Annotated in this window: 30 protein-coding genes; 2 read left to right on the top strand and 28 right to left on the bottom strand. The window is 46.1% G+C overall.

The genetic code is table 11. From position 1 onward, the window contains the following. Positions 1-156 precede the first annotated feature (156 nt). Together GOM48_RS07110 and GOM48_RS07105 are read right to left on the bottom strand one after the other, a co-directional pair. The gene (locus tag GOM48_RS07110; RefSeq protein ID WP_235096740.1) at positions 157-342 is read right to left on the bottom strand and encodes a hypothetical protein; all 186 of its coding nucleotides are present in this window, start codon (positions 340-342) and stop codon (positions 157-159) included. Between the two features lie 28 nt (positions 343-370). After that, positions 371-760 carry a hypothetical protein gene (locus GOM48_RS07105; RefSeq protein ID WP_235096733.1) on the bottom strand — a complete coding sequence of 130 codons (390 nt, stop codon included), beginning with the start codon at positions 758-760 and terminating at the stop codon, positions 371-373. A 1,139-nt stretch (positions 761-1,899) separates the two neighbouring features. Here GOM48_RS07105 and GOM48_RS07100 point away from each other — a divergent pair. Continuing rightward, the gene (locus tag GOM48_RS07100) at positions 1,900-2,055 is read left to right on the top strand and encodes a hypothetical protein (protein WP_235096725.1); all 156 of its coding nucleotides are present in this window, start codon (positions 1,900-1,902) and stop codon (positions 2,053-2,055) included. Positions 2,056-2,304: 249 nt separating this feature from the next. Here the strand turns inward: GOM48_RS07100 and GOM48_RS09780 are convergent, their stop codons facing one another. The 26 genes from GOM48_RS09780 to GOM48_RS09820 all read right to left on the bottom strand — a co-directional run bounded on the left by GOM48_RS09780 (position 2,305) and on the right by GOM48_RS09820 (position 12,610). Then, a complete protein-coding gene (locus GOM48_RS09780; protein WP_265324767.1) occupies positions 2,305-2,427 on the bottom strand; it encodes a hypothetical protein in 123 nt (40 codons plus the stop codon). A 51-nt stretch (positions 2,428-2,478) separates the two neighbouring features. Beyond that, the gene (locus tag GOM48_RS07095) at positions 2,479-2,637 is read right to left on the bottom strand and encodes a hypothetical protein (protein WP_235096709.1); all 159 of its coding nucleotides are present in this window, start codon (positions 2,635-2,637) and stop codon (positions 2,479-2,481) included. A gap of 370 nt (positions 2,638-3,007) precedes the next feature. After that, positions 3,008-3,658: a hypothetical protein gene (locus tag GOM48_RS07090; protein WP_235096705.1), complete on the bottom strand. Its 651-nt coding sequence runs from the start codon at positions 3,656-3,658 to the stop codon at positions 3,008-3,010. After that, positions 3,658-3,786 (bottom strand): hypothetical protein, encoded by a 129-nt coding sequence (locus GOM48_RS09775; protein WP_265324766.1) that lies wholly within the window; start codon positions 3,784-3,786, stop codon positions 3,658-3,660. The genes GOM48_RS07090 and GOM48_RS09775 overlap by 1 nt, the downstream gene beginning before the upstream one ends. Before the next feature lie 43 nt (positions 3,787-3,829). Continuing rightward, positions 3,830-3,979 (bottom strand): hypothetical protein, encoded by a 150-nt coding sequence (locus GOM48_RS07085; RefSeq protein ID WP_235096683.1) that lies wholly within the window; start codon positions 3,977-3,979, stop codon positions 3,830-3,832. Further along, complete coding sequence (locus GOM48_RS09770; protein ID WP_265324766.1) at positions 3,979-4,107, bottom strand: hypothetical protein; 129 nt, start codon at positions 4,105-4,107, stop codon at positions 3,979-3,981. Before GOM48_RS09770 ends, GOM48_RS07085 begins: the two co-directional genes overlap by 1 nt. Positions 4,108-4,150: 43 nt before the next feature. Further along, complete coding sequence (locus GOM48_RS07080) at positions 4,151-4,300, bottom strand: hypothetical protein (protein WP_235096683.1); 150 nt, start codon at positions 4,298-4,300, stop codon at positions 4,151-4,153. Further along, positions 4,300-4,428, bottom strand: a complete 129-nt coding sequence (locus GOM48_RS09765) for a hypothetical protein (protein ID WP_265324766.1) — start codon at positions 4,426-4,428, stop codon at positions 4,300-4,302. The genes GOM48_RS07080 and GOM48_RS09765 overlap by 1 nt, the downstream gene beginning before the upstream one ends. 43 nt (positions 4,429-4,471) lie before the next feature. Next, on the bottom strand, positions 4,472-4,621 hold the full coding sequence (locus GOM48_RS07075; protein WP_235096683.1) for a hypothetical protein: 150 nt from the start codon (positions 4,619-4,621) through the stop codon (positions 4,472-4,474). Beyond that, positions 4,621-4,827, bottom strand: coding sequence for a hypothetical protein (locus GOM48_RS07070; RefSeq protein ID WP_235096703.1), 207 nt, complete (start codon positions 4,825-4,827; stop codon positions 4,621-4,623). The genes GOM48_RS07075 and GOM48_RS07070 overlap by 1 nt, the downstream gene beginning before the upstream one ends. Positions 4,828-4,866: 39 nt before the next feature. After that, the gene (locus tag GOM48_RS07065; RefSeq protein WP_235096691.1) at positions 4,867-5,019 is read right to left on the bottom strand and encodes a hypothetical protein; all 153 of its coding nucleotides are present in this window, start codon (positions 5,017-5,019) and stop codon (positions 4,867-4,869) included. A 43-nt stretch (positions 5,020-5,062) separates the two neighbouring features. Beyond that, a complete protein-coding gene (locus tag GOM48_RS07060) occupies positions 5,063-5,212 on the bottom strand; it encodes a hypothetical protein (protein ID WP_235096683.1) in 150 nt (49 codons plus the stop codon). A gap of 77 nt (positions 5,213-5,289) precedes the next feature. After that, on the bottom strand, positions 5,290-5,556 hold the full coding sequence (locus GOM48_RS09885; RefSeq protein ID WP_321159609.1) for a hypothetical protein: 267 nt from the start codon (positions 5,554-5,556) through the stop codon (positions 5,290-5,292). A gap of 201 nt (positions 5,557-5,757) precedes the next feature. After that, entirely contained in the window at positions 5,758-5,910 is a 153-nt protein-coding gene (locus GOM48_RS09880) for a hypothetical protein (RefSeq protein ID WP_321159608.1), read from the bottom strand. Between the two features lie 43 nt (positions 5,911-5,953). After that, the gene (locus GOM48_RS09875; RefSeq protein WP_321159607.1) at positions 5,954-6,103 is read right to left on the bottom strand and encodes a hypothetical protein; all 150 of its coding nucleotides are present in this window, start codon (positions 6,101-6,103) and stop codon (positions 5,954-5,956) included. Further along, positions 6,103-6,381 carry a hypothetical protein gene (locus tag GOM48_RS09870; RefSeq protein ID WP_321159606.1) on the bottom strand — a complete coding sequence of 93 codons (279 nt, stop codon included), beginning with the start codon at positions 6,379-6,381 and terminating at the stop codon, positions 6,103-6,105. The genes GOM48_RS09875 and GOM48_RS09870 overlap by 1 nt, the downstream gene beginning before the upstream one ends. A gap of 201 nt (positions 6,382-6,582) precedes the next feature. Next, positions 6,583-6,711 (bottom strand): hypothetical protein, encoded by a 129-nt coding sequence (locus GOM48_RS09865; protein ID WP_321159605.1) that lies wholly within the window; start codon positions 6,709-6,711, stop codon positions 6,583-6,585. 21 nt (positions 6,712-6,732) lie between these two features. Continuing rightward, on the bottom strand, positions 6,733-6,861 hold the full coding sequence (locus GOM48_RS09860; protein ID WP_321159604.1) for a hypothetical protein: 129 nt from the start codon (positions 6,859-6,861) through the stop codon (positions 6,733-6,735). Continuing rightward, a complete protein-coding gene (locus GOM48_RS09855) occupies positions 6,815-6,973 on the bottom strand; it encodes a hypothetical protein (protein WP_321159603.1) in 159 nt (52 codons plus the stop codon). Before GOM48_RS09855 ends, GOM48_RS09860 begins: the two co-directional genes overlap by 47 nt. A 209-nt stretch (positions 6,974-7,182) precedes the next feature. Beyond that, positions 7,183-7,341 (bottom strand): hypothetical protein, encoded by a 159-nt coding sequence (locus tag GOM48_RS09850; RefSeq protein WP_321159602.1) that lies wholly within the window; start codon positions 7,339-7,341, stop codon positions 7,183-7,185. Beyond that, complete coding sequence (locus GOM48_RS09845; protein ID WP_321159603.1) at positions 7,295-7,453, bottom strand: hypothetical protein; 159 nt, start codon at positions 7,451-7,453, stop codon at positions 7,295-7,297. Before GOM48_RS09845 ends, GOM48_RS09850 begins: the two co-directional genes overlap by 47 nt. A 209-nt stretch (positions 7,454-7,662) precedes the next feature. Continuing rightward, positions 7,663-7,821, bottom strand: coding sequence for a hypothetical protein (locus GOM48_RS09840; protein ID WP_321159602.1), 159 nt, complete (start codon positions 7,819-7,821; stop codon positions 7,663-7,665). Continuing rightward, complete coding sequence (locus tag GOM48_RS09835) at positions 7,775-8,023, bottom strand: hypothetical protein (RefSeq protein WP_321159601.1); 249 nt, start codon at positions 8,021-8,023, stop codon at positions 7,775-7,777. Before GOM48_RS09835 ends, GOM48_RS09840 begins: the two co-directional genes overlap by 47 nt. 1,007 nt (positions 8,024-9,030) lie before the next feature. Continuing rightward, complete coding sequence (locus GOM48_RS09830) at positions 9,031-9,171, bottom strand: hypothetical protein (RefSeq protein ID WP_321159600.1); 141 nt, start codon at positions 9,169-9,171, stop codon at positions 9,031-9,033. 1,629 nt (positions 9,172-10,800) lie between these two features. Continuing rightward, positions 10,801-10,941, bottom strand: coding sequence for a hypothetical protein (locus GOM48_RS09825; RefSeq protein ID WP_321159599.1), 141 nt, complete (start codon positions 10,939-10,941; stop codon positions 10,801-10,803). Between the two features lie 43 nt (positions 10,942-10,984). Beyond that, positions 10,985-12,610, bottom strand: coding sequence for a hypothetical protein (locus GOM48_RS09820; RefSeq protein WP_321159598.1), 1,626 nt, complete (start codon positions 12,608-12,610; stop codon positions 10,985-10,987). 16 nt (positions 12,611-12,626) lie between these two features. Between GOM48_RS09820 and GOM48_RS09815 the strand changes: the two genes are divergently transcribed. Then, positions 12,627-13,529, top strand: a complete 903-nt coding sequence (locus GOM48_RS09815) for an LPXTG cell wall anchor domain-containing protein (protein WP_321159618.1) — start codon at positions 12,627-12,629, stop codon at positions 13,527-13,529. The last annotated feature ends 304 nt before the right edge of the window (positions 13,530-13,833 follow it).

The raw sequence follows: 13,833 nt of genomic DNA, 5'->3' as shown, positions 1-13,833 counted from the left end.
CATCTGAGTATGCAGAAAAGGATAAAACAGTCATCGCTGCTGAACCAAAAGCAGCTGAAACAACTGAAACAAGTACTAACTCAATCATTGCTCAAGCGCAAGCAGAAGTAAAGAAAGCTCAAGCGGAACAAGCATCTGCCTCAGCTTCTGTATCAGTCAGTCAATCTGTTGAGGCTCAAGTGAGTGCGAGTCAGTCAGCATCTGTAAGTGCTTCAACATCAGCGAGTCAGTCAGCATCTGCAAGTGCTTCAACATCAGCAAGTCAGTCAGTATCTGCAAGTGCTTCAACATCAGCAAGTCAGTTAACTGCTCCAGCATCTGCCTCAGCGAGTCAATCAACATCAGCTCCTACCTCAGCGTCAGCGAGCGCTCAAGCTTCAACTTCACTAGTTGAGAGCACTAGTGCAACGAGTGGATCAGAAGTACAAGCATCTGTCTCAACTTCTACATCAGCATCACTCAATGCCGATACCAAACCTGCAGCTAGCTTAGCATCAAGCAAACTCGGTGACGCTTTGTCAAGCGCAACCCAACTCAGCAGCCAAGCAGCAACGACAAGCAACAATATCGCAGCTGGTGTGGTAGCAGATAAGAACCAAGCCCAAGGCAAGGATACAACCAAGCAAGCTGAGAAAAACCAAAAGGTTGACAATACTGTAGCGACTGCACCAAAGACAGGGTATTCTGGATTTAGAGCAAATCCGATCGATACTGGTTCAAAAGAGCCATTCTTTCTAAATACTGACCCATATAGTATCAATTCTCCAGAAACAAGTGGTCGTTTAAATAGACAACGGGTCTTTCTGGGACGAGCAGGTGTTCCTTTCTCGGTAACATATTATATGCATAAGTCTCAATTTGATGCGGACGAATATCCTTACGGTTCATATAAGGATAGTGAGTTTGCAGGACTTTCTCCAAGACAAACTCTAGAGACTCGAAACTGGCAAGAAGCACAAGAGAAATATAATATTACCTCGGAAACAGGTCGTGTGGAAGTGGCTCCTGGACGTTATATTCCATATGTAACTTTCAAGAGTGATAATCCAAAAGCATTTAGAAGTAGTATCAATCTGGATGTGACCTTTGATGGACGTAGCTTTCCTCAAACCAGCATATTCATGAACCTTACTACTACTCAGTTTAAGGGACCTGCTGTAACGTATGATGCCGAAGGGAAAAAAGAAGCACTGGCTCCTCTTGCAAAATATAAAGTAGGAGATAGAGTTAATGAAACTTTATATTTCCATAATGATAAACAGTATAGATATGAGCAAGATGCTAGAAATGCTATTACTTTGTACACTGGTAATGGTGGTTGGACCAAACCGATGGGCTTGAGGTTTGTTCAAGGAGTGGAAAGACGTGCTGATTTTACCTATGTTCCTAAAGTCACTGTTACGGGGACTGTTAAAACTGAAAATCCTAATTATCTTGTCAGACATAATGATGGATTGGGAGGTAAGGATGCTGAATTCTTTAGTTATCTAGGCCGTCCAGAAGAAGTTGTAACTGAGGCTGCGCAGGAGTCAATTATCAACAAGAGCAAAGACTCACTAATTCCTTCCCCTGAACCACTAGTTCCTGAGGTTGAAGTCGGTAAACGAGTTAATGAAACTTTATATGTTCATGATGGTAATAACAAAGGAGATAAGTCTGTTGGTTCTTGGCAAAGTTCTTACCTTGCAGATCAAGCGGTTGAACTGATTCATGGTAAGAAAGAACTAGAAGCTCTTGGATTAACAGTTACTACTAAAACCGCTGAACCAGGGGCTGGTAAAACTGGTTATATCCCATCTATCCAAATTTCTGGGACGCCTACTGGAACAGGAACTGTAACACTTAAAATTAAGATTACTGACGAAGCTGGACAGCTTAACTTTAAGGACATTCAAGTAAATGTTAAAGAAAGCGGATCCCTTAGCCAATCAGCTTCAGCTTCTGTATCTGCAAGTCAAAGCTCTTCAGCTTCTATCTCAGCAAGCATCAGTGCGAGCCAATCAGCATCAAGTTCAGCAAATGCGAGCCAAAGTGCCTCAGCAAGTGCGAGCGTGAGCAGTAGCGTATCCGCTTCTGTATCAGGAAGCCAAAGTTCAAGTGCCTCAGCTAGTGCATCGCTTAGCGCAAGTCGTTCAGCCAGTGCGTCAGCGAGTGCATCACTTAGCGCAAGTCGTTCAGCTTCAGCTTCAGTAAGTTCAAGTCGTTCGGCCAGTGCGTCAGCGAGTGCCTCACTTAGTGCAAGTCGCTCAGCTTCAGCTTCAGTAAGCTCAAGTCGTTCGGCGAGTGCGTCAGCGAGTGCCTCGCTTAGTGCAAGTCGTTCAGCATCAGCGTCTGTAAGCTCAAGCCAATCAGCTTCAGCATCTGTATCAGCAAGTCAAAGTACTTCAGCATCAGTAAGCGCCAGCCAAAGTGCTTCAGCTTCAGCATCTGTATCAGCTAGTCAATCAGCTAGTGCATCAGTAAGCTCAAGCCAATCAACTAGCGCATCAGTAAGCTCAAGTCAAAGCGCTTCAGCATCAGTATCTGCAAGCCAATCGGCTTCAGCATCAGTATCTGCAAGTCAATCAACTTCAGCATCAGTATCAGCAAGCCAATCAGCAAGCGCCTCTGTATCAGCAAGTCAAAGTACTTCAGCATCAGTAAGCGCCAGCCAAAGTGCCTCAGCTTCAGCATCTAACAACCAGAACTCAGCTTCTATCTCAGCAAGCGCGAGCCATTCTGCGTCAATTAGTGCAAGCCAAAGCGCTTCAGCATCAGTATCAGCAAGCCAATCAGCAAGCGCCTCTGTATCTGCAAGTCAAAGTGCTTCAACATCAGTAAGCGCGAGCCAAAGCGCTTCAGCTTCTATCTCAGCAAGCATCAGTGCAAGCCAATCAGCATCAAGCTCAGCAAGTGCAAGCGTAAGTGCTTCTGTAAGCTCAAGCCAATCAGCTTCAGCATCAGTAAGTGCAAGTCACTCAGCATCTGTATCAGCTAGCCAATCAGCCAGCGCATCAGAATCAGCTAGTCAAAGTGCTTCAGCATCAGTAAGTGCAAGCCAATCAGCTTCAGCTTCAGCATCTAACAACCAGAACTCAGCTTCTATCTCAGCAAGCGCGAGCCACTCTGCGTCAATTAGTGCAAGCCAAAGCGCTTCAGCTTCTATCTCAGCAAGCATCAGTGCAAGCCAATCAGCATCAAGCTCAGCAAGTGCGAGCCAAAGTGCCTCAGCAAGTGCAAGCGTAAGTGCTTCTGTAAGCTCAAGCCAATCAGCTTCAGCTTCAGCATCTAACAACCAGAACTCAGCTTCTATCTCAGCAAGCGCGAGCCACTCTGCGTCAATTAGTGCGAGCCAAAGCGCTTCAGCTTCAGCATCTAACAACCAGAACTCAGCTTCTATCTCAGCAAGCGCGAGCCACTCTGCGTCAATTAGTGCGAGCCAAAGCGCTTCAGCTTCAGTAAGTGCAAGCATCAGTGCAAGCCAATCAGCATCAAGCTCAGCAAGTGCGAGCCAAAGTGCCTCAGCAAGTGCGAGCGTAAGTGCTTCTGTAAGCTCAAGCCAATCAGCTTCAGCTTCAGCATCTAACAACCAGAACTCAGCTTCTATCTCAGCAAGCGCGAGCCACTCTGCGTCAATTAGTGCGAGCCAAAGCGCTTCAGCTTCAGTAAGTGCAAGCATCAGTGCAAGCCAATCAGCATCAAGCTCAGCAAGTGCGAGCCAAAGTGCCTCAGCAAGTGCGAGCGTAAGTGCTTCTGTAAGCTCAAGCCAATCAGCTTCAGCATCAGTAAGTGCAAGTCACTCAGCATCTGTATCAGCTAGCCAATCAGCAAGCGCGTCAGAATCAGCTAGTCAAAGTGCTTCAACATCAGTAAGTGCAAGCCAATCAGCTTCAGCTTCAGCATCTAACAACCAGAACTCAGCTTCTATCTCAGCAAGCGCGAGCCACTCTGCGTCAATTAGTGCGAGCCAAAGCGCTTCAGCTTCAGTAAGTGCAAGCATCAGTGCAAGCCAATCAGCATCAAGCTCAGCAAGTGCGAGCCAAAGTGCCTCAGCAAGTGCGAGCGTAAGTGCTTCTGTAAGCTCAAGCCAATCAGCTTCAGCATCAGTAAGTGCAAGTCACTCAGCATCTGTATCAGCTAGCCAATCAGCAAGCGCGTCAGAATCAGCTAGTCAAAGTGCTTCAACATCAGTAAGTGCAAGCCAATCAGCTTCAGCTTCAGCATCTAACAACCAGAACTCAGCTTCTATCTCAGCAAGCGCGAGCCACTCTGCGTCAATTAGTGCGAGCCAAAGCGCTTCAGCTTCAGTAAGTGCAAGCATCAGTGCAAGCCAATCAGCATCAAGCTCAGCAAGTGCGAGCCAAAGTGCCTCAGCAAGTGCGAGCGTAAGTGCTTCTGTAAGCTCAAGCCAATCAGCTTCAGCATCAGTAAGTGCAAGTCACTCAGCATCTGTATCAGCTAGCCAATCAGCAAGCGCATCAGAATCAGCTAGTCAAAGTGCTTCAACATCAGTAAGTGCAAGCCAATCAGCTTCAGCTTCAGCATCTAACAACCAGAACTCAGCTTCTATCTCAGCAAGCGCGAGCCACTCTGCGTCAATTAGTGCGAGCCAAAGCGCTTCAGCTTCAGTAAGTGCAAGCATCAGTGCAAGCCAATCAGCATCAAGCTCAGCAAGTGCGAGCCAAAGTGCCTCAGCAAGTGCGAGCGTAAGTGCTTCTGTAAGCTCAAGCCAATCAGCATCAAGCTCAGCAAGTGCGAGCCAAAGTGCCTCAGCAAGTGCGAGCGTAAGTGCTTCTGTAAGCTCAAGCCAATCAGCTTCAGCATCAGTAAGTGCAAGTCACTCAGCATCTGTATCAGCTAGCCAATCAGCAAGCGCGTCAGAATCAGCTAGTCAAAGTGCTTCAACATCAGTAAGTGCAAGCCAATCAGCATCAAGCTCAGCAAGTGCGAGCCAAAGTGCCTCAGCAAGTGCGAGCGTAAGTGCTTCTGTAAGCTCAAGCCAATCAGCTTCAGCATCAGTAAGTGCAAGTCACTCAGCATCTGTATCAGCTAGCCAATCAGCAAGCGCGTCAGAATCAGCTAGTCAAAGTGCTTCAACATCAGTAAGTGCAAGCCAATCAGCTTCAGCTTCAGCATCTAACAACCAGAACTCAGCTTCTATCTCAGCAAGCGCGAGCCACTCTGCGTCAATTAGTGCGAGCCAAAGCGCTTCAGCTTCAGTAAGTGCAAGCATCAGTGCAAGCCAATCAGCTTCAGCATCAGTATCAGCAAGTCAATCAGCTTCAGCATCTGTAAGCTCAAGCCAATCAGCTAGCGCATCAGTATCTGCAAGCCAATCAACTTCAGCATCAGTATCAGCAAGTCAATCAGCTTCAGCATCAGTAAGCTCAAGTCAATCAACTTCAGCATCTGTATCAGCAAGCCAATCAGCTTCAGTATCAGCAAGTCAATCAGCTTCAGTATCAGCAAGTCAATCAGCTTCAGCATCAGTATCAGCAAGCCAAAGCGCTTCAGCATCAGTATCTGCGAGTGAATCAGCTTCAGCATCAGTATCAGCAAGTCAATCAGCTTCAGCATCAGTATCAGCTAGCCAATCAACTAGCGCATCAGTAAGCTCAAGTCAATCAGCTTCAGCTTCTGTAAGCTCAAGTCAATCAGCTAGCGCATCAGTATCAGCTAGCCAAAGTGCTTCAGCGTCTGTATCTGCAAGCCAAAGCACTTCAGCATCAGTATCTGCAAGTGAATCAGCTTCAGCATCAGTATCAGCTAGCCAATCAACTAGCGCATCAGTAAGCTCAAGTGAATCAGCTTCAGCATCAGTATCAGCAAGCCAATCAGCTTCAGCATCAGTATCAGCAAGTCAATCAGCTTCAGCATCAGTATCAGCAAGCCAATCAGCTTCAGCATCAGTAAGTGCAAGTCACTCAGCATCTGTATCAGCTAGCCAATCAGCAAGCGCGTCAGAATCAGCTAGTCAAAGTGCTTCAACATCAGTAAGTGCAAGCCAATCAGCTTCAGCTTCAGCATCTAACAACCAGAACTCAGCTTCTATCTCAGCAAGCGCGAGCCACTCTGCGTCAATTAGTGCGAGCCAAAGCGCTTCAGCATCAGTAAGTGCAAGCATCAGTGCAAGCCAATCAGCATCAAGCTCAGCAAGTGCAAGCGTAAGTGCTTCTGTAAGCTCAAGCCAATCAGCTTCAGCATCAGTAAGCTCAAGTCAATCAACTTCAGCATCTGTATCAGCAAGCCAATCAGCTTCAGTATCAGCAAGTCAATCAGCTTCAGTATCAGCAAGTCAATCAGCTTCAGCATCAGTATCAGCAAGCCAAAGCGCTTCAGCATCAGTATCTGCGAGTGAATCAGCTTCAGCATCAGTATCAGCAAGTCAATCAGCTTCAGCATCAGTATCAGCAAGCCAATCAACTAGCGCATCAGTAAGCTCAAGTCAATCAGCTTCAGCTTCTGTAAGCTCAAGTCAATCAGCTAGCGCATCAGTATCAGCTAGCCAAAGTGCTTCAGCGTCTGTATCTGCAAGCCAAAGCACTTCAGCATCAGTATCTGCAAGTGAATCAGCTTCAGCATCAGTATCAGCTAGCCAATCAACTAGCGCATCAGTAAGCTCAAGTGAATCAGCTTCAGCATCAGTATCAGCAAGCCAATCAGCTTCAGCATCAGTATCAGCAAGCCAATCAGCTTCAGCATCTGTATCTGCAAGTCAATCAACTTCAGCATCTGTATCTGCAAGTCAATCAGCTAGCGCATCAGTATCAGCAAGCCAAAGCGCTTCAGCATCAGTATCAGCAAGTCAATCAACTTCAGCATCAGTATCAGCAAGTCAATCAGCTTCAGCGTCTGTAAGCTCAAGTGAATCAGCTTCAGCATCTGTATCAGCTAGCCAATCAGCTTCAGCGTCTGTAAGCTCAAGTGAATCAGCTTCAGCATCAGTATCAGCAAGCCAAAGCACTTCAGCATCAGTATCTACAAGCCAAAGCACTTCAGCATCTGTATCAGCTAGTCAATCAGCTTCAGCATCAGTATCTGCAAGTCAATCAACTTCAGCATCTGTATCAGCTAGTCAATCAGCTTCAGCATCAGTAAGCTCAAGTGAATCAGCTTCAGCTTCAGTATCAGCAAGCCAATCAGCTTCAGCATCTGTATCTGCAAGTCAATCAACTTCAGCATCTGTATCTGCAAGTCAATCAGCTAGCGCATCTGTATCAGCAAGCCAAAGCGCTTCAGCATCAGTATCTGCAAGTCAATCAACTTCAGCATCAGTATCAGCAAGCCAAAGCACTTCAGCATCAGTATCAGCAAGTCAATCAGCTTCAGCGTCTGTAAGCTCAAGTGAATCAGCTTCAGCATCTGTATCAGCTAGCCAATCAGCTTCAGCGTCTGTAAGCTCAAGTGAATCAGCTTCAGCATCAGTATCAGCAAGCCAAAGCACTTCAGCATCAGTATCTACAAGCCAAAGCACTTCAGCATCTGTATCAGCTAGTCAATCAGCTTCAGCATCAGTATCTGCAAGTCAATCAACTTCAGCATCTGTATCAGCTAGTCAATCAGCTTCAGCATCAGTAAGCTCAAGTGAATCAGCTTCAGCTTCAGTATCAGCAAGCCAATCAGCTTCAGCATCTGTATCTGCAAGTCAATCAACTTCAGCATCTGTATCTGCAAGTCAATCAGCTAGCGCATCTGTATCAGCAAGCCAAAGCGCTTCAGCATCAGTATCTGCAAGTCAATCAACTTCAGCATCAGTATCAGCAAGCCAAAGCACTTCAGCATCAGTATCAGCAAGTCAATCAGCTTCAGCGTCTGTAAGCTCAAGTGAATCAGCTTCAGCATCTGTATCAGCTAGCCAATCAACTAGCGCATCAGTATCAGCAAGTGAATCAGCTTCAGCATCAGTAAGCTCAAGTGAATCAGCTTCAGCTTCAGTATCAGCTAGCCAAAGTGCTTCAGCATCAGTATCAGCAAGTGAATCAGCTTCAGCGTCTGTAAGCTCAAGTGAATCAGCTTCAGCATCAGTATCAGCAAGCCAAAGCACTTCAGCATCAGTATCTGCAAGTCAATCAGCTTCAGCTTCTGTATCAGCTAGCCAATCAACTAGCGCATCAGTAAGCTCAAGTGAATCAGCTTCAGCATCAGTAAGCTCAAGTCAATCAGCTTCAGCTTCTGTAAGCTCAAGTCAATCAGCTAGCGCATCAGTATCAGCTAGCCAAAGTGCTTCAGCGTCTGTATCAGCAAGCCAAAGCACTTCAGCATCAGTATCTGCAAGTGAATCAGCTAGCGCATCAGTAAGCTCAAGTGAATCAGCTTCAGCGTCTGTAAGCTCAAGTGAATCAGCTTCAGCATCAGTATCTGCAAGTGAATCAGCTTCAGCATCTGTATCAGCTAGCCAATCAACTAGCGCATCAGTATCTGCAAGCCAATCAGCTTCAGCGTCTGTAAGCTCAAGTGAATCAGCTTCAGCATCAGTATCTGCAAGTCAATCAGCTAGCGCATCTGTATCAGCAAGCCAAAGCACTTCAGCATCTGTATCAGCTAGTCAATCAGCTTCAGCATCAGTATCTGCAAGCGAATCAGCTTCAGCATCTGTATCAGCTAGTCAATCAGCTTCAGCGTCTGTAAGTACAAGCCAATCAGCTTCAGCATCTGTAAGTGCAAGCGAATCAGCTTCAGCATCTGTATCAGCTAGTCAATCAGCAAGCGCATCAGTATCTGCAAGTCAATCAGCTTCAGCGTCTGTAAGTGCAAGCGAATCAGCTTCAGCATCTGTAAGTGCAAGCGAATCAGCTTCAGCATCTGTAAGTGCAAGCGAATCAACTAGCGCATCAGTATCTGCAAGCCTAAGCGCTTCAGCATCTGTATCAGCTAGCCAATCAACTAGCGCATCAGTATCTGCAAGTCAATCAGCTTCAGCATCTGTATCAGCTAGTCAATCAGCAAGCGCATCAGTATCTGCAAGTCAATCAGCTTCAACATCTGTAAGTGCAAGCGAATCAGCAAGCGCATCAGTATCTGCAAGTCAATCAACTTCAGCATCTGTATCAGCTAGCCAATCAGCTTCAGCATCTGTATCAGCAAGCCAATCAGCAAGCGCATCAGTAAGCTCAAGTGAATCAGCTTCAGCATCTGTAAGTGCAAGCGAATCAGCAAGCGCATCAGTATCTGCAAGTCAATCAACTTCAGCATCTGTATCAGCTAGCCAATCAGCTTCAGCATCTGTATCAGCAAGCCAATCAGCAAGCGCATCAGTAAGCTCAAGTGAATCAGCTTCAGCATCTGTAAGTGCAAGCGAATCAACTAGCGCATCAGTATCTGCAAGTCAATCAGCTTCAGCATCTGTAAGTGCAAGCGAATCAACTAGCGCATCAGTATCTGCAAGCCTAAGCGCTTCAGCATCTGTATCAGCTAGTCAATCAGCAAGCGCATCAGTATCTGCAAGTCAATCAGCTTCAGCATCTGTATCAGCTAGTCAATCAGCAAGCGCATCAGTATCAGCTAGCCAAAGTGCTTCAGCGTCTGTAAGTGCAAGCCAATCAGCTTCAGCATCTGTAAGTGCAAGCGAATCAGCTTCAGCATCTGTATCAGCTAGCCAATCAGCAAGCGCATCAGTAAGCTCAAGTGAATCAGCTTCAGCATCTGTAAGTGCAAGCGAATCAACTAGCGCATCAGTATCTGCAAGTCAATCAGCAAGCGCATCAGTATCTGCAAGTCAATCAGCTTCAGCGTCTGTAAGCTCAAGTGAATCAGCTTCAGCATCAGTATCTGCAAGTCAATCAGCTAGCGCATCTGTATCAGCAAGCCAAAGCACTTCAGCATCTGTATCAGCTAGTCAATCAGCTTCAGCATCAGTATCTGCAAGCGAATCAGCTTCAGCATCTGTATCAGCTAGTCAATCAGCTTCAGCGTCTGTAAGTGCAAGCCAATCAGCTTCAGCATCTGTAAGTGCAAGCGAATCAGCTTCAGCATCTGTATCAGCTAGTCAATCAGCAAGCGCATCAGTATCTGCAAGTCAATCAGCTTCAGCGTCTGTAAGTGCAAGCGAATCAGCTTCAGCATCTGTAAGTGCAAGCGAATCAGCTTCAGCATCTGTAAGTGCAAGCGAATCAACTAGCGCATCAGTATCTGCAAGCCTAAGCGCTTCAGCATCTGTATCAGCTAGCCAATCAACTAGCGCATCAGTATCTGCAAGTCAATCAGCTTCAGCATCTGTATCAGCTAGTCAATCAGCAAGCGCATCAGTATCTGCAAGTCAATCAGCTTCAACATCTGTAAGTGCAAGCGAATCAGCAAGCGCATCAGTATCTGCAAGTCAATCAACTTCAGCATCTGTATCAGCTAGCCAATCAGCTTCAGCATCTGTATCAGCAAGCCAATCAGCAAGCGCATCAGTAAGCTCAAGTGAATCAGCTTCAGCATCTGTAAGTGCAAGCGAATCAACTAGCGCATCAGTATCTGCAAGTCAATCAGCTTCAGCATCTGTAAGTGCAAGCGAATCAACTAGCGCATCAGTATCTGCAAGCCTAAGCGCTTCAGCATCTGTATCAGCTAGTCAATCAGCAAGCGCATCAGTATCTGCAAGCCTAAGCGCTTCAGCATCTGTATCAGCTAGTCAATCAGCAAGCGCATCAGTATCTGCAAGTCAATCAGCTTCAGCGTCTGTAAGTGCAAGCCAATCAGCTTCAGCATCTGTAAGTGCAAGCGAATCAGCTTCAGCATCTGTATCAGCTAGCCAATCAGCAAGCGCATCAGTAAGCTCAAGTGAATCAGCTTCAGCATCTGTAAGTGCAAGCGAATCAGCTTCAGCATCTGTATCAGCTAGCCAATCAGCAAGCGCATCAGTATCTGCAAGTCAATCAGCTTCAGCGTCTGTAAGTGCAAGCCAATCAGCAAGCGCATCAGTATCTGCAAGTCAATCAGCTTCAGCGTCTGTAAGTGCAAGCCAATCAGCTTCAGCATCTGTATCAGCTAGCCAATCAGCAAGCGCATCAGTAAGCTCAAGTCAATCAGCTTCAGCATCTGAATCAGCAAGCACAAGCTTGAGCAACAGCGTGTCTGCATCAATCAGTACTTCAGTATCAGCAAGCACAAGCTTGAGCAATAGCGTGTCTGCATCAATCAGTGCATCTGAATCAGCAAGCACAAGCTTGAGCAATAGCGTGTCTGCATCAATCAGTGCATCTGAATCAGCAAGCACAAGCTTGAGCAACAGCGTATCTGCATCAATCAGTGCTTCAGTATCAGCAAGCACAAGCTTGAGCAACAGCGTAAGTGCTTCAATCAGTGCTAGCCAATCAGCAAGCACAAGCTTGAGCAACAGCGTGTCTGCATCAATCAGTGCTTCAGTATCAGCAAGCACAAGCTTGAGCAACAGCGTAAGTGCTTCAATCAGTGCTAGCCAATCAGCAAGCACAAGCTTGAGCAACAGCGTGTCTGCATCAATCAGTGCATCTGAATCAGCAAGCACAAGCTTGAGCAACAGCGTATCTGCATCAATCAGTGCTTCAGTATCAGCAAGCACAAGCTTGAGCAACAGCGTATCTGCTTCAATCAGCGCATCTGAATCAGCAAGCACAAGCTTGAGCAACAGCGTGTCTGCATCAATCAGTACTTCAGTATCAGCAAGCACAAGCATGAGCAACAGCGTAAGTGCTTCAATCAGTGCTAGCCAATCAGCAAGCACAAGCTTGAGCAACAGCGTGTCTGCATCAATCAGTGCATCTGAATCAGCAAGCACAAGCTTGAGCAATAGCGTATCTGCATCAATCAGTGCTAGCCAATCAGCAAGCACAAGCTTGAGCAACAGCGTGTCTGCATCAATCAGTGCATCTGAATCAGCAAGCACAAGCTTGAGCAACAGCGTGTCTGCATCAATCAGTGCATCTGAATCAGCAAGCACAAGCTTGAGCAATAGCGTGTCTGCATCAATCAGTGCATCTGAATCAGCAAGCACAAGCTTGAGCAACAGCGTATCTGCATCAATCAGTGCTTCAGTATCAGCAAGCACAAGCTTGAGCAACAGCGTAAGTGCTTCAATCAGTGCTAGCCAATCAGCAAGCACAAGCTTGAGCAACAGCGTGTCTGCATCAATCAGTGCATCTGAATCAGCAAGCACAAGCTTGAGCAACAGCGTATCTGCATCAATCAGTGCTTCAGTATCAGCAAGCACAAGCTTGAGCAACAGCGTATCTGCTTCAATCAGCGCATCTGAATCAGCAAGCACAAGCTTGAGCAACAGCGTGTCTGCATCAATCAGTACTTCAGTATCAGCAAGCACAAGCATGAGCAACAGCGTAAGTGCTTCAATCAGTGCTAGCCAATCAGCAAGCACAAGCTTGAGCAACAGCGTGTCTGCATCAATCAGTGCATCTGAATCAGCAAGCACAAGCTTGAGCAATAGCGTATCTGCATCAATCAGTGCTAGCCAATCAGCAAGCACAAGCTTGAGTAACAGCGTATCTGCATCAATCAGTGCTAGCCAATCAGCAAGCACAAGCTTGAGCAACAGCGTATCTGCATCAATCAGTGCATCTGAATCAGCAAGCAACAACTCAAGTAGTACTTCAGTTTCAACAAGTACTTCAGTAAGCTTGAGTAACAGCGTAAGTACATCTGCATCACTTAGCAATAGCGTTTCAAGCAGTTTGAGTACAAGTGCGTCACAACAATCTAACTCATTCAGCTATAGTAAGGGTGAGCCAACAAGCGAATCTAAGCCAGAGTTTAACCTTCCTAGCTACCTTGAATCTGTAAGTGCAAGTGAGTCAGTTTCACTCAGCAAATCAGTAAGTGTGTCATTGAGCGATAGTACTTCAGCATCAATCAGCGCAAGTGAGTCAGTCTCAACAAGCGCAAGCTTGAGTGACAGCATTTCTGCCTCAATCAGTGCAAGCAACAACTCAGGTAGCGGTTCAGGTTCAACAAGCACAAGCAATGGCTCAGCTAGTCAATCAGCTAGCGCATCTGTATCAGCAAGCCAATCAGTTTCAGCTTCAATCAGTGCAAGCAATAACTCAGGTAGTGGTTCAGGTTCAGCAAGCACAAGCAATGACTCAGCCAGTCAATCAGCTTCAGCATCAGTATCTGCCAGTCAATCAGCTTCAGCGTCTGTAAGTGCAAGCCAATCAGCTTCAGCTTCAATCAGTGCAAGCAACAACTCAGGTAGTGGTTCAGGTTCAACAAGTACAAGCAATGGTTCAGGCGATGCCTCAACTTCAGCAAGTACTTCAGCAAGCATGAGCAACAGCGTAAGTGCTTCAATCAGCACAAGTGAATCAGTTTCAACAAGTACAAGCTTGAGCAACAGCGCAAGTACCTCAGCTAGCTTGTCTGACAGTGCTTCAATCTCAAGTGCATTGAACCACTCACAAGCTCCTGCCCAACAACCTGCTGGACCAGGACGTTCAAACGGTAGAAAACTTCCAAATACAGGAACTGCAAGTAACCAATTTGCTGGTCTTGGATTAGGAGTAGCTGCCTTGGCAACTGCCTCTCTTCTTGGCAAGAAGAAGAAATCAGCAGCTTCTGAAATGGATTTAGAAGACTAAGTCCCAAAAATCGACTAAAATGAAATTGTTGATATCATTTTAGCGATGAAAACAAGAACCCCAGATGACTCAAGGCTATCTGGGGTTTTTGGCTCTTTGTCAACTGTGGAGGGTGAGATCTAATTAAGCATGAGAGAGAATCAGATTGGTTCTCTCTTTTCTAATATTCAAAGTGACGAGAATTATCACTCTAAATGTTCTAAAGAACCTAATGATATCTTACTGGTTATTAATCACTACCAAAAAGAATATCCGAATTACAAGACAGCTTTTAAAGCACTTAGGAATAAGAGGTAAAAATATT

This window comes from Streptococcus oralis (assembly GCF_021497885.1).
Lineage (GTDB): Bacteria > Bacillota > Bacilli > Lactobacillales > Streptococcaceae > Streptococcus > Streptococcus oralis_BQ.
This window is presented reverse-complemented; position numbering and strand designations above follow the sequence as displayed.